Here is a 13,447-nt window from a genome sequence, read left to right as displayed (position 1 = left end):
TAACGAGGTGTCACCATGGGTCCTGTAATGTTAGATGTTGAAGGGTATGAGCTGGACAGCGAAGAGCGCGAAATTCTGCGCCACCCTTCTGTCGGGGGCGTGATTCTTTTTACCCGTAATTTCCATGACACGGCACAGCTGCGTGAACTGACGCGGCAGATCCGTGAAGCCACCCGCGATAACCGTGTGGTGATTGCGGTTGATCAGGAAGGCGGACGCGTTCAGCGGTTTAAAGAGGGTTTTACCCGTCTGCCGGCGGCGCAATCTTTTGCACTGCTGAATGACCCGCTCACCGGCTCTGCGATGGCAGAAGAAGCGGGCTGGCTGATGGCGGCGGAAATGATCGCCATGGATATTGATATCAGTTTTGCGCCGGTGCTGGATCTGGGGCATGGCAGCGCGGCTATCGGCTCGCGTGCGTTCCATGAGGACGGCGATATTGCGGCGCAGATGGCGGAGCGTTTTGTGCGCGGTATGCGCAGCGCCGGAATGTCGAGTACCGGTAAACACTTCCCCGGACACGGCGCGGTCAGTGCGGATTCCCACAAAGAAACGCCGCGTGATGAACGCGACCCGGCGGTGATCCGCGGTAAAGACATGGCGATTTTCCGTGAATTTATCCAGCGCGGGCTGCTCGATGCCGTCATGCCTGCTCATGTGATTTACACTCAGATTGATGATCGTCCGGCCAGCGGCTCGCCGTACTGGCTGAAATCGGTTCTGCGTCAGCAGCTCGGGTTTGATGGGGTGATTTTCTCGGATGACCTGTCAATGGAAGGGGCGGCGGTCATGGGCGGTTATGCCGAACGCGGTCAGGCATCACTGGATGCGGGCTGCGATATGATCCTGGTCTGTAATAACCGTAAAGGTGCTGTGACTATCCTTGATAATTTGCCTGTTATCACGGCACAACGTATTGATAAGTTGTATCATCGGGGTAAAGGTTATGATCTGGCCGAATTGCAGCGCAGTGAGCGCTGGCAGCAGGCGAACAAAACCCTATCCGTATTACACGAACAATGGCAGGAGCGAGCATGATTATTTATCTTCATGGATTTGATTCAACCAGCCCGGGCAATCATGAAAAAGTGATGCAACTGAAATTTGCGGACCCGGATGTCCGTTTTATCAGTTACAGCACACTGCATCCGCGTTATGACATGAAATATCTGCTGACCGAAGTGGATAAAGCGGTAAAACAGAGCGAAGGTCCGGCCATTGTGCTGGGCGTGGGGCTGGGAGGCTTCTGGGCTGAACGTGTCGGCTACCTGTGCGGAATTCGTCAGGTGATGGTGAACCCGAACCTGTTCCCGTATGAAAATATGGAAGGCAAAATCGACCGCCCGGAAGAGTATCTGGATATCATGACCAAGTGTATTTCGGATTTCCGCACCCTGAACCGGCAGAACTGCCTGGTGTTGTTGTCCCGCAATGATGAGGCACTGGATAGTCAGCGTGCGCATGATACTTTATCGCCTTACTACCAGGTTATCTGGGATGAAGAGCAGGCTCATAAATTTAAAGATCTGTCCCGTCATTTACAGGAAATCAAAGAGTTTAAAACACCGTTTAAAAAAGCCTGATATCAGTAAAATGACCGTGCCTGCTGAAGGCGCGGTTTTTTTACGCCTCAACTGAAGCGATTCCTGTCTCAAAACTGCCTTCCCTGTGCGGTATCTCTTACGTATCTTTCCTGTCATTGCGCTATATCAATAACTTTCTGCTGGTGGATCAGCAAGATAACAGGCTTTTTCCATGGGTGACTGTGAAAAGTTAATCCGGTGATTAAAGAAAACATCAGAGGTAAACCAAAAGTAAAATATTCTTGTTAACTTTAAAATAATGTTTGCATTTTACCGCCGGATTACCCAAAATTTGATTATGATCAAATATGGTATGACCAAATTACCTGTTGTGGTATACCATGGTGTGACACGATTCAGTTTTGTCTGATGTTATCTCACTGTTTTTCCTGAAGAGCCCTGAGATAACGTTAGATTATTTTTCAGAGGATGTTATGACTACACCGAATACGAAGATTGTGATTATCGGCGGTGGCGCAGGCGGGCTGGAACTGGCAACGCAGCTCGGCCACAAACTGGGTAAGAAGAAAAAAGCGGAAATCACTCTGGTCGATCGCAACAGCAGCCACCTGTGGAAACCGCTGTTACACGAAGTGGCGACCGGTTCTCTGGATGACGGCGTGGATGCCCTGAGCTACCTGGCACACGCCCGCAATCACTATTTTAATTTCCAGCTGGGCTCTATGACCGGACTGGATCGCGACAGCAAAAATATCACCCTGGCGGAAATCCGTGATAACAACGGTGACCTGCTGGTACCGGAACGTAACCTGGATTATGACATCCTGGTAATGGCGCTGGGCAGTACTTCCAACGATTTCGGGACGCCGGGGATCAAAGAGAACTGTATCTTCCTCGACAGTCCGTCACAGGCAAAACGTTTCCATAATGAGATGCTGAACCTGTTCCTGAAATATTCCGCCAGCCACGGCGAAGGCGAAAAAGTGAATATCGCCATTGTCGGCGGCGGTGCGACCGGGGTGGAATTGTCCGCAGAACTGTATAACGCCGTTGAGCAGCTCCACAGCTACGGTTTTAAAGGTCTGAACACGGATGCGCTGAATGTGACACTGGTGGAGGCGGGTGAGCGTATCCTGCCTGCACTGCCGCCGAAAATTGCCGGTGCAGCACATCAGGAACTGAGCAAGCTGGGCGTAAGAGTCATGACACAGACTATGGTCACCAGTGCCGATGAATCCGGCCTGAACACCAAAGATGGTGAGCATATTACCGCGAGCCTGATGGTCTGGGCTGCCGGTATCAAGGCGCCGGATTTCCTGAAAGAGATCGGCGGACTGGAAACTAACCGCATCAATCAGCTGATGGTCAAACCAACGCTCCGGACCACCCGCGATGATGCGATTTTTGCTATCGGCGACTGCTCATCCTGCCCGAAAAAAGAGGGCGGATTTGTTCCGCCGCGCGCACAGTCAGCACACCAGATGGCCACCCGCTGCTATCACAACATCCTTGCGGTGCTTAATGATAAGCCGCTGAAGGATTATGTGTTTAAAGATCACGGCTCTCTGGTCTCTCTGTCCCGTTTCAGTACGGTCGGCAGTCTGATGGGGAACCTGATGCGCGGAAATATGATGATTGAAGGGCGGATTGCCCGTGTGATGTATATTTCATTGTACCGTATGCACCAGATAGCACTGCACGGTTATATAAAAACCGGGCTGATGATGCTGGTCGGCGGAATAAACCGGATTATCCGGCCGCGGCTGAAACTGCATTAATTTGATCTCCGCTAAAAATGACGCCTCCGGGCGTCATTTTTTATCAGTAAGAAACCCTGCTGACCACAAGGAAATACAGATCGCTCAAATTTGAGGCAGCACAAAAAAGGTATTATTAAACAGGCGCTCAGTATCATCACTAACAGATAATTCCGGTAGTAATGAACAAAATAAGGCAGATACTGCTCATTTATTAATGAATGTTGATCGTTGTCAGTACACACACAGCCGTATTGAATTAATAAATTACAGGGACAAGATTTTAATTCAATATTATTTAACCTTTATTTAGCGGCACTGAAGGAATATAGCACGACAGATAAACAGTTAAAAAATACCCCCCGTTGTGCGATAGGAATAATCCTAATAATTACCGTTGGATATTTAGATAATTTGACAATGAATAAAACTAAATGGAAACCGTTATCACGAATAACTGTTACAGGGCTCGGGCTTCTTTTTGTTATTTTTGCGGTAATTATTTCCCTTGCTGTGATAAAACATAAACGTCCCGCTGTTGCTGAGGTTCTTTCATCAGAACCGATTACGGCGACGATACCGGTGCGCCACGAATACTGTGACCTGACAACCATGCCGGGGCCGTATAAACGGGAGCTTCTGGATATCGTTCACCCGACAGAACAGGTGTGTACCCCGTATCTGCTGTATGAAACACTGCTGCATGAACCGAAGGTGTACGGCGGCCCGACATACCGCTCCTGCACCACGGCGTACACTTATGAGCAGCGGGTTATCGGCTACGATGTAGTATATAAAATTAACAATACCGTCGGTAAGGTCAGAATCAATTATAATCCCGGTGATGCGATGCCGGTGGATAATTCAGGGCGGCTGATCATTTTACCGGGGCTGGATAGCGTAAAATAAATTGTGCAGCGGACAAAAAAAGAAAATACCGGTTTATTCAGTAAACCGGTATCAGTCAATTTTATTTAATATAACCGGAAATTAAACCCAGCCTTTCTGGCGGAACTGTTTTAATACCGCAACGAATTGCTGCATCTCTTCCGGTGTCCCTAATGTCAGGCGGCTCCAGCCGGTAACCGGCGGAAATTCACGGCCGACCATAATATGGTTCTCTTTCATCCGCTGCTGATAGATTTTTACATCCCCGTCCACTTTGTGGAAGATAAAATTAGCCTGTGATGGTGCATAAGGCAGGTTTAATTCTTTCAGTGCGGCCACCACAATTTCCCGTGCTACATCTGTTGAATGGCGGCTGTAATCAATAAACGGTTTATCATTCAGGGATGCCAGTGCGGAAACAGCGCCTGCTATATTAGTATTATCGATAGAATTGAAATTATTTATCTGTTCTGTCACTGCCGGTACGGCAATACCATAACCGACACGAAGTCCGGCCAGGGCAAATATTTTTGAGAATGTCCGGGTCACAATAATATTGGATTTACCGGCAGACACCCATTCAACCGCACTTTTAAATTGCGGGTCAGATACAAATTCTGCATAAGCCTCATCAATAATAAAATTCTGCTGTGGCGGAGCCTGATTAACCCACTGCGCGAGTTGTGAGGCCGGGGTGATCATGGCAGTCGGGTTATTCGGATTACAGATATAGATAACGGAATGACCGGCAAAGTTATCCGCAATTGCCTGCATCGCGGTGAGGTCGAAAGAGAGATCGGCTTTCAGCGGGACTTTGACAATATTCACACCCAGCGGCTCAGCATACAGTTCGGCATAATTAAAGGTCGGGTCCGGAACAATCAGTTGTACCGGCTGCTGTTTTTTCTGTGCTTCCGCCACCAGCATCTGCACTGCTGCCTGAATGGTTTCTGATGACCCGTTTCCGAGGCTGATGTGTTCTGGCGTCAGTGAGAAATGCGCGGCGATTTGTTCAATCAGCGCTTCGCGGGCAGCATCCGGATAACGGAACGCGCCGGGAAGTGCATTGATAATCGCCTGACGGGCTTTCGGCGACATCCCCAAAGAGTTTTCATTGAAGTTCAGCAGCAGCGGATTTTCTGCACTGAGCGGCGCGGCTTTAACAGCGGGAGAAACGGTATCAGTGGCGGCATGACCGGTACTGATCAGAGAAGCAGCGGTTAAGCCGCCGAGTGCGATCCCTGTTGATTTCAGAAACGAACGACGATCCATAGTATTTACCCTGTTGTTGTCATTATATTTTGGTAAATACTAACCGAACTAACAATCTCCTTGCAAATTAATATTCACAATAAGTGGATTTTTATTCATTTTGGCAGGTGCCGGCCGAAACCGGCACCTGCCTGATAGTGAGGATGTTGTGCGTGAGGATGTTGTGCGTTATGCAGGATGAGCGGCAAAGGCCGTCAGTAAATCTGCAACAAACTCAATACGTTTGGTACGATCGGTCAGGTCACAGATAAACTTCAGTTTTGACGGACCGTCCAGCCGGTACTGTTTCGGGTTGTTTTGCAGCAGCCCGATAAGGTAAGCAGGATCGACATGGTTTTTCTCACTGAATTCGATAAAACCGCCTTTCTCCTGTGCTTCAATCCGGCGTATCCCGAGTTGCTGCGCCTGTAAGCGCAAACCGGCAGCCGCCAGCAGGTGGCGTCCGGCATCGGGCAGCAGGCCGAAACGGTCAATCAGCTCAATCTTCAGTTCTGTCAGTTCGGTATCACTGCGCGCACTGGCAATCCGCTTATAGAAGGAAAGGCGCATACTGACATCCGGCAGATAATCGTCCGGCAGCAGAGCAGGCATGCGAAGCTCCACTTCGGTCTGATTTTGGGTGAGATCTTCCAGCGACGGCTCTTTGCCGTTTTTCAGGGAATCGACTGCGCTTTCCAGCAATTCCATATAAAGGGTGAAACCGATGCTGGCCATCTGGCCGCTCTGGTCATCCCCCAGCAATTCACCCGCACCACGGATTTCCAGGTCGTGTGTGGCGAGCGCAAACCCGGCGCCCAGATCTTCCAGCGAGGCGATAGCTTCCAGACGTTTATGGGCATCGGTGGTCATCGCTTTCGGATGTGGTGTCAGCAGATAGGCATAGGCCTGATGGTGTGAACGCCCGACACGGCCGCGCAACTGATGCAGCTGTGCCAGCCCGAAATGATCGGCCCGTTCGATGATAATGGTATTGGCGCTGGGAATATCGATACCGGTTTCAATAATCGTGGTGCATACCAGGACATTAAAACGCTGGTGGTGGAAATCAGTCATCACCCGTTCCAGTTCACGCTCACGCATCTGTCCGTGGCCGATCGCCACACGGGCTTCCGGCACCAGCTCCGCAATACGGTCACGGGCTTTTTCAATGTTTTCCACATCGTTGTAGAGATAATAGACCTGACCGCCGCGCAATACCTCACGCAGAATCGCCTCCCGCACCACCAGCTCATCATACTGACGGACAAAGGTTTTCACCGCCAGCCGTCTTGCTGGTGGTGTGGCGATAATAGAGAGGTCACGCATGCCGCTCATCGCCATATTCAGGGTGCGCGGGATCGGTGTGGCGGTGAGGGTCAGGATATCCACATTGGCCCGCATGGCCTTAATACGTTCTTTATGACGGACGCCGAAACGGTGTTCTTCATCCACCACCAGCAGGCCGAGATCATGCCAGTGCACATCACTCTGCAACAGCTTGTGTGTGCCGATAATGATGTCCACCTTGCCTTCTTTGGTATCATCCAGCACCTGTTGCTGCTCTTTGGCGCTGCGGAAACGGGAAAGGACCTCAATCCGCACCGGCCAGTTGGCGAAACGGTCACGGAAGTTATCATAATGCTGCTGCGCCAGCAGGGTGGTCGGAACCAGCACGGCCACCTGCTTGTGGTTATTGACGGCGAGGAACGCCGCCCGCATCGCGACCTCGGTTTTACCGAAACCGACATCACCGCACACCAGCCTGTCCATTGCCACCGGCTGGCACATATCGCTCAGCACGGCGTTGATAGCCTGTTCCTGGTCTGCGGTGGTTTCAAACGGAAAAGACTGACAAAATTCGCGGTATTGTTCGCGATCATGCTTAAACGCGAAACCGGGTTTGACGGCCCGTTGTGCATAAATATCCAGTAACTGAGCGGCCACATCGCGGACTTTTTCCGCCGCTTTCTGACGGGCTTTGCTCCACGCCTCGCCCCCGAGTTTATGCAGCGGTGCGCTTTCATCCGCGCCCCCGGCATAACGGCTGATCAGATGCAGGGACGATACAGGCACATACAGTTTGTCTTCCCCGGCGTAAGTGAGGATCAGGTATTCTGCTTTGATCCCTCCGGCTTCCAGAGTGGTTAATCCCTGATAACGGCCGACACCGTGCTCCAGATGCACCACCGGCTGGCCGGGGCGCAGTTCCGCAAGGTTGCGGATCAGCGTGTCTGTATTAATCGTGCGGCGCGTGTCCTGACGGCGGCGCACCACGCGCTCACCCAGCATATCGCTTTCACAAATCAGGACGCGCTGACGCTCATTATCAACAAAACCGTGCTCGGCAGCGCCGATCATGACATAAATACCCGGTACGGTTGCATCCTGCAAACTGCGGATTTCCGCCGGTTTGATTTTGATCCGCGCCAGCAGTTCCTGCACACTTTCGCGGCGTCCCTCACTTTCCACCGAGAAAATCACGGCAGCGTCTGTGCTTTCCAGGAAACGGCGCAGCGGATCAAGCGGGGATTTCAGCTGCGGATTGACTTTCAGATCCGGCAGCGGGGTGTAGCCGAGGTTAGTATTAGCGGCTTTGCGCGGCAGTTTGTCATTATTAAGCTGCACACGCGGCAGCGTTTTCATCTGCTGATTGAGTTCTTCCGGTGTCAGCCACAGTTGTGACGGCGGCAGCAATGGCCGCATCGGGTCGACACCCCGGCTTTCAAAGCGCTGCTGTACATCGCGGCGGAAGCGGTCGGCGGACTCCTGCAAATCCTGGGTAACCAGCAGCGTGTTGTCAGGCAGATAATCAAATAACGGTACCAGCGGTGCGGTGAAAAACAGCGGCTGCCAGTATTCAATCCCGGCGGGCAGCGTACCTTTGCTGACCTGCTGATAAATATGTTCCGGATCACGGCGCACTTCGAAGATTTCCCGCCACTGACTGCGGAACTGTTCTATGGCATCTTTATCCGTCGGGAACTCATGGGCGGGCAGCAGATTGATCGCGTTCACTTCATCCAGTGTACGCTGGGTATCAACATCAAAGGTGCGCAGGCTGTCGATTTCATCATCAAAGAAATCAATCCGGAACGGCAGTTCGCTGCCCATCGGGAACAGATCCAGTAATGCGCCGCGAATCGCAAACTCGCCGTGCTCCAGCACCTGTTCCACACTGCGGTAACCGCCCTGAACCAGCTCTTCACGCAGCTTATCCCGCGACAGTTTTTCCCCTTTTGCCATCACCAGTGCATGGCTGGTGAGAAATTCAGGCGGACACACTTTTTGCATTAATGTATTGACCGGCAGAATCAGTGCGCCTTTTTCCAGGGTTGGCAGACGGTATAAGGTGGATAACCGGTTGGAGATAATCTCCTGGTGCGGTGAAAAACTGTCATACGGCAGGGTTTCCCAGTCGGCGAGGGTTTCTGCCGGCTGTGCGGTAAACTGGCGGATTTCATCCCGCAACCGCAGGGCATTCTGCATATCGCGGGTGACCAGGATGACGGGGCCGTCGTGTTGTTCAATTATCGACGCGGCTTCCACCGCACAGGCTGCACCGGTCATCTCACCGAGCTGGCGGGTATCTGCGGCACGGGCCGGAAGTTCATAACGTGTTTTCAGCGACATTCGGTTTTCCATCGGGCTGCGTGTTTCTGTCAGGTAACAAGGTTCTGCCATACCGGAGTGGCTTGTCCGGGCAATAAAAGGCCGCCGCGCCGCCGGTTCAGAGGTGGTCTGATACCGGCAACACGCTGACCGTCAATGAAAAAAAACTGCCGCAAACGGGCGGGAGTGGTTCCATTCATCAACCGGAGCCTTTATTATCCCTGAACACTTCGCTTTGGCAACAGGGGCGTTCAGATTTCATGTTTCAGTCTGTCTCATTTTTAATCGGTCTGCGTTACATGCGGGGGCGGGGCACAGATCGCTTTGCCCGTTTCGTATCGCTGCTTTCCGCCATCGGCATCACGCTGGGGGTGACAGCACTTATCACCGTGACATCCGTGATGAACGGTTTTGAACGCTCATTACAGCAGAGTATTCTCAATTTTATGCCGCAGGCAGTGATCACCACCGGAAACGGCGTGCTGGACCCGCAGGTGCATCCGGTATCACAATTAGCCGGGCTGCGCGATGTGGTGAAAACCGCACCTATTGTGACCGGCGACGTGGTATTGCAGAGCACCGGCAATGTGGGGATCGCCTCCGTGACCGGGATTGACCCGCAGGGGGATGAGCCGCTGCTGGATTATCTGGTGAATACCCGGCCGTCTGACCTGGCGGCAGGACAATATCATGTGGTGGTCGGCGAGGGCGTGGCGAAACGCATGGGGCTTAAGCGCGGGGATAGTGTCCGTATCCTGGTGCCGAATGTGTCACAGCTGACGCCGATGGGCCGCATCCCGAGCCAGCGTCTGTTTACCGTCGCGGGCTTTTTCTCCTCCGGCAGTGAATCCGATAACACTCAGGTACTGATGAATCAGGAAGATGCGGCGCGTCTGATGCGCTATCCGGCGGGCAGTATCACCGGCTGGCGTCTTTATCTGTCACAGCCGTTGCAGGTGGACAGCCTCAGTCAGCAGACATTGCCGGAAGGGCTGGTCTGGACAGACTGGCGCGTACAGAAAGGCGAGTTTTTCCAGGCGGTGCGCATGGAGAAAAATATGATGGGGCTGCTGCTCAGCCTGATTATTGCCGTGGCCGCATTTAATATCATTACCTCACTGGCCTTGCTGGTGATGGAAAAACAGACCGAAGTTGCCATCCTGAAAACCCTGGGTATGACACGCGGTAAAATTATGCTGATCTTTATGATCCAGGGGGCAGGCGCGGGGATTCTCGGCTCAGTGATCGGCGTCCTGCTGGGCACGCTGCTCTCTTCACAACTGAATATTCTGATGCCGCTGCTGGGGCTGATCCCGAAAGGAATCGCCCTGCCGACGGTGATTGAGCCGCTGCGCGTGATAACCATCGGCGCGGCAGCCATGCTTATCTCTTTATTATCCACACTCTGGCCTGCGTGGCGGGCGGCAGCGGTACAACCCGCGGAGGCTTTACGTTATGAGTGAGTTATTACTGGCATGTCGTCAGTTATGCAAATCCTATCATGAGGGCACAGTGGAAACTGATGTCCTGAAACAGGTCAATTTTGAACTCCGGCAAGGGGATATGCTGGCGATTGTCGGCAGCTCCGGTTCGGGGAAAAGTACACTGCTGCATCTGCTCGGCGGGCTGGATTCCCCGACCTCCGGTGAGGTGATTTTTAACGGCACCGCACTCTCCGCCATGAGCCAGAATGCGCTGTCTGCACTACGTAATGCCGAAATGGGTTTTATTTACCAGTTTCACCATCTGCTGCCGGATTTTACGGCGGCGGAAAACGTGGCGATGCCGCTGCTGATCGGCGGCATGGCGCGGGATAAAGCCCTGGCACAGGCGGGGGATATGCTGGAACGTGTCGGTGTGGCAGCGCGTGCGCATCATCGTCCGTCTGAACTTTCCGGCGGGGAGCGCCAGCGGGTGGCGATTGCCCGTGCGCTGGTGAACAAGCCGTCGCTGGTGCTGGCGGATGAACCGACCGGCAACCTGGATCAGCGCAATGCGCAAAGTATTTTTGATCTGTTATCCGAACTGAATCAGACACTCGGCACGGCGTTTCTGGTGGTGACTCACGATCTCTCTCTGGCGGCGAAAATGGGGCGTCAGATGGAAATGCGTGACGGTATTCTGAATGCACAGCCGGAGACGGCGCTATGAATGCATTACCGCTGTCATTACTGACTGCGCTGCGTTTCAGCAAAGGGCGGAAACGGGCGGGAATGGTCTCGCTGATTTCCGTGATTTCCACTCTGGGGATCACGCTCGGGGTGGCGGTACTGATTATCGGGCTGAGCGCCATGAACGGCTTTGAGCGCGAGCTGGAGAACCGGGTGCTTTCCGTTGTGCCGCAGGGACAGATTTCCACCGTTGAGCAGCCGTTTGACACCTGGGCGCAGAGCCTGCTGCGGATAAAAAATACCCCCGGTGTGGTCGCGGCCAGCCCGTATATCGAGTTTACCGGACTGGCGGAGAAAGGCAGTAAATTACAGGCGATGCAGCTGATGGGAGTGGATCCGGCCACTCAGCCGGCGGTCAGCGGGCTGCCGGAGTTTGTCGCGGATAATGCCTGGGCCGGATTTCAGGCCGGGAAAAGTCAGATAATCCTCGGTGACGGCGCGGCAAAATCGCTCGGCGTTGCACCGGGAGAATGGCTCACTATCATGATCCCGAATCATGACAGCACTGAGCGCCTGTTACAGCCGAAACGCATCCGTTTGCAGGTTGCTGGTGTTTTTCGTCTGAGCGGTATGCTGGATCACCGGCTGGCGCTGATCCCGCTGGCGGATGCGCAGCAGTATCTGGATTACGGCGAGGGTGTCACCGGTATCGAAATCCGTACGGATAATGTTTTCAATGCCAATGATATTGTTCTGCGGGCGGCAGAAGCCAGCCGTGAACACGTTTTCTATAAAAGCTGGATCAACGAATACGGTTACATGTACAGCGACATTCAGTTAGTGCGCAGTATTATGTATCTGGCGATGATTCTGGTGATTGGCGTGGCGTGCTTTAATATTGTTTCTACCCTGATTATTGCGGTAAAAGACAAAAGCGGTGATATCGCCATTCTGCGCACGCTGGGGGCAAAAGACAGCCTGATCCGCGCCATTTTCCTCTGGTACGGGCTGCTGACCGGTATGGTCGGCTGTATCAGCGGGGCGGTACTGGGCACGCTGGCGGCGCTGAATCTGACACCGCTTATCCGGGGCGTTGAGTGGCTTATCGGACATAAACTGCTGTCCGGAGATGTCTATTTTATTGATTTTCTGCCGTCGGAACTGCGGCTGACAGATCTGCTGTATGTGGTCTTAACCACCATTGTACTGAGTCTGCTGGCAAGCTGGTATCCGGCGAGACGCGCCTGCCGTCTTGAACCGGCGCGTATTCTGAGCGGGCAGTAAAACCCGCATAAATTGAAAGGATTTTTTGAATCCGAAGTTTTGAAACCGAAGTTTTGAAACCGAAGTGCAGATGCATTACCCTGAACGGAGACAGTGATGAACAAAGGCCGGATGATGCGCAGAACGCACCGATTAAGAAAATTACGCAAACAGCGGCGGATCCTGCGCCAGCGTTTTCACTTACGCTTTTTCTATCGCGACAAATGGATGGCCGGGAAAATGGATCAGTTTAAACCGAAAATTGTTGTGCTGACGGGGGCGGGAATTTCTGCCGAATCCGGTATCCGGACATTCCGTTCGGAAGACGGGCTGTGGGAAGAGCACAACATCGAAGATGTGGCGACACCGGAAGGTTACGCCCGTAATCCGCGTCTGGTGCAGCAGTTTTATAATGATCGCCGCCGTCAGTTACAGTCCCCGGACGTGCAGCCGAACCCGGCACATCTAGCACTGGCGGAGCTGGAACAGGTTCTGGGGGATAACTTCCTGCTGGTTACCCAGAATATTGATAACCTGCATGAACGCGCAGGCAGTCAGCGGATCATTCATATGCACGGCGAACTGCTGAAAATCCGCTGTGCCATGTCCGGCCAGGTACAGTCGTGTACCGGTGATCTGTCAGCCGATGAGCGTTGTCACTGCTGCCAGTTCCCGTCACCGCTGCGGCCGCATATTGTCTGGTTTGGTGAAATGCCGTTCGGTATGGATGAAATCTATCAGGCGCTGAATGAGGCCGATATTTTTATCGCCATCGGCACTTCCGGACATGTTTATCCGGCTGCCGGGTTTGTTCATGAGGCACGGTTGTGCGGGGCGCATACTGTCGAGCTTAATCTGGAGCCGAGCAAGGTACAGAGTGAGTTTGAGGAGTGTCACTACGGACCTGCCGGACAGGTGGTACCGGAGTATGTCCGTCAGTTACTGGCGCAGATTAACAACACTAAATCTGATTTGACGCAATAACTCAATTTATGTTTCCCCGATAATAGGAAATCAATGTTAT

The 13,447-nt window shown here is 52.8% G+C and carries 10 protein-coding genes; 8 read left to right on the top strand and 2 right to left on the bottom strand.

The window, feature by feature from the left end:
* The first annotated feature begins 15 nt into the window (after positions 1-15).
* The 4 genes from nagZ to umoD all read left to right on the top strand — a co-directional run bounded on the left by nagZ (position 16) and on the right by umoD (position 4,210).
* Positions 16-1,038: a beta-N-acetylhexosaminidase gene (nagZ, locus tag JC793_RS12830; protein WP_166708161.1), complete on the top strand. Its 1,023-nt coding sequence runs from the start codon at positions 16-18 to the stop codon at positions 1,036-1,038.
* Positions 1,035-1,583 carry an alpha/beta hydrolase YcfP gene (ycfP, locus tag JC793_RS12825; protein ID WP_218426357.1) on the top strand — a complete coding sequence of 183 codons (549 nt, stop codon included), beginning with the start codon at positions 1,035-1,037 and terminating at the stop codon, positions 1,581-1,583. Before nagZ ends, ycfP begins: the two co-directional genes overlap by 4 nt.
* A gap of 434 nt (positions 1,584-2,017) precedes the next feature.
* A complete protein-coding gene (locus tag JC793_RS12820) occupies positions 2,018-3,322 on the top strand; it encodes an NAD(P)/FAD-dependent oxidoreductase (protein ID WP_107678711.1) in 1,305 nt (434 codons plus the stop codon).
* 399 nt (positions 3,323-3,721) lie between these two features.
* Positions 3,722-4,210: a UmoD family flagellar biogenesis regulator gene (umoD, locus tag JC793_RS12815; RefSeq protein WP_107678710.1), complete on the top strand. Its 489-nt coding sequence runs from the start codon at positions 3,722-3,724 to the stop codon at positions 4,208-4,210.
* 81 nt (positions 4,211-4,291) lie between these two features.
* On the opposite strand, the gene JC793_RS12810 is transcribed toward umoD, so the two are convergent.
* Together JC793_RS12810 and mfd are read right to left on the bottom strand one after the other, a co-directional pair.
* The gene (locus JC793_RS12810; protein ID WP_218426356.1) at positions 4,292-5,461 is read right to left on the bottom strand and encodes a pyridoxal phosphate-dependent aminotransferase; all 1,170 of its coding nucleotides are present in this window, start codon (positions 5,459-5,461) and stop codon (positions 4,292-4,294) included.
* 168 nt (positions 5,462-5,629) lie between these two features.
* Positions 5,630-9,070, bottom strand: coding sequence for a transcription-repair coupling factor (gene mfd, locus JC793_RS12805; RefSeq protein ID WP_218428439.1), 3,441 nt, complete (start codon positions 9,068-9,070; stop codon positions 5,630-5,632).
* A 239-nt stretch (positions 9,071-9,309) separates the two neighbouring features.
* Between mfd and lolC the strand changes: the two genes are divergently transcribed.
* The 4 genes from lolC to cobB all read left to right on the top strand — a co-directional run bounded on the left by lolC (position 9,310) and on the right by cobB (position 13,407).
* Entirely contained in the window at positions 9,310-10,512 is a 1,203-nt protein-coding gene (gene lolC, locus JC793_RS12800; protein ID WP_046894944.1) for a lipoprotein-releasing ABC transporter permease subunit LolC, read from the top strand.
* Complete coding sequence (gene lolD, locus JC793_RS12795) at positions 10,505-11,200, top strand: lipoprotein-releasing ABC transporter ATP-binding protein LolD (protein WP_218426355.1); 696 nt, start codon at positions 10,505-10,507, stop codon at positions 11,198-11,200. Before lolC ends, lolD begins: the two co-directional genes overlap by 8 nt.
* Complete coding sequence (gene lolE / locus JC793_RS12790; protein WP_046894946.1) at positions 11,197-12,444, top strand: lipoprotein-releasing ABC transporter permease subunit LolE; 1,248 nt, start codon at positions 11,197-11,199, stop codon at positions 12,442-12,444. Before lolD ends, lolE begins: the two co-directional genes overlap by 4 nt.
* A gap of 114 nt (positions 12,445-12,558) precedes the next feature.
* Positions 12,559-13,407, top strand: coding sequence for a Sir2 family NAD+-dependent deacetylase (cobB, locus tag JC793_RS12785; RefSeq protein ID WP_052925968.1), 849 nt, complete (start codon positions 12,559-12,561; stop codon positions 13,405-13,407).
* Positions 13,408-13,447 lie beyond the last annotated feature (40 nt).

It is taken from the genome of Morganella morganii (assembly GCF_019242955.1).
Lineage (GTDB): Bacteria > Pseudomonadota > Gammaproteobacteria > Enterobacterales > Enterobacteriaceae > Morganella > Morganella sibonii.
The sequence above is the reverse complement of the archived record's forward strand: the minus strand, read 5'-3'. Positions and strand labels throughout refer to the sequence as shown.

What these genes read in the sequence shown, in the direction of transcription:
- nagZ (WP_166708161.1), top strand. Translation starts at nt 16, where the DNA reads ATGGGTCCTGTAATGTTAGATGTTGAAGGGTATGAGCTGGACAGCGAA.
- JC793_RS12820 (WP_107678711.1), top strand. Translation starts at nt 2,018, where the DNA reads ATGACTACACCGAATACGAAGATTGTGATTATCGGCGGTGGCGCAGGC.
- JC793_RS12810 (WP_218426356.1), bottom strand. Translation starts at nt 5,461, where the DNA reads ATGGATCGTCGTTCGTTTCTGAAATCAACAGGGATCGCACTCGGCGGC.
- umoD (WP_107678710.1), top strand. Translation starts at nt 3,722, where the DNA reads ATGAATAAAACTAAATGGAAACCGTTATCACGAATAACTGTTACAGGG.
- lolD (WP_218426355.1), top strand. Translation starts at nt 10,505, where the DNA reads ATGAGTGAGTTATTACTGGCATGTCGTCAGTTATGCAAATCCTATCAT.
- lolE (WP_046894946.1), top strand. Translation starts at nt 11,197, where the DNA reads ATGAATGCATTACCGCTGTCATTACTGACTGCGCTGCGTTTCAGCAAA.
- lolC (WP_046894944.1), top strand. Translation starts at nt 9,310, where the DNA reads ATGTTTCAGTCTGTCTCATTTTTAATCGGTCTGCGTTACATGCGGGGG.
- cobB (WP_052925968.1), top strand. Translation starts at nt 12,559, where the DNA reads ATGCGCAGAACGCACCGATTAAGAAAATTACGCAAACAGCGGCGGATC.
- mfd (WP_218428439.1), bottom strand. Translation starts at nt 9,070, where the DNA reads ATGTCGCTGAAAACACGTTATGAACTTCCGGCCCGTGCCGCAGATACC.
- ycfP (WP_218426357.1), top strand. Translation starts at nt 1,035, where the DNA reads ATGATTATTTATCTTCATGGATTTGATTCAACCAGCCCGGGCAATCAT.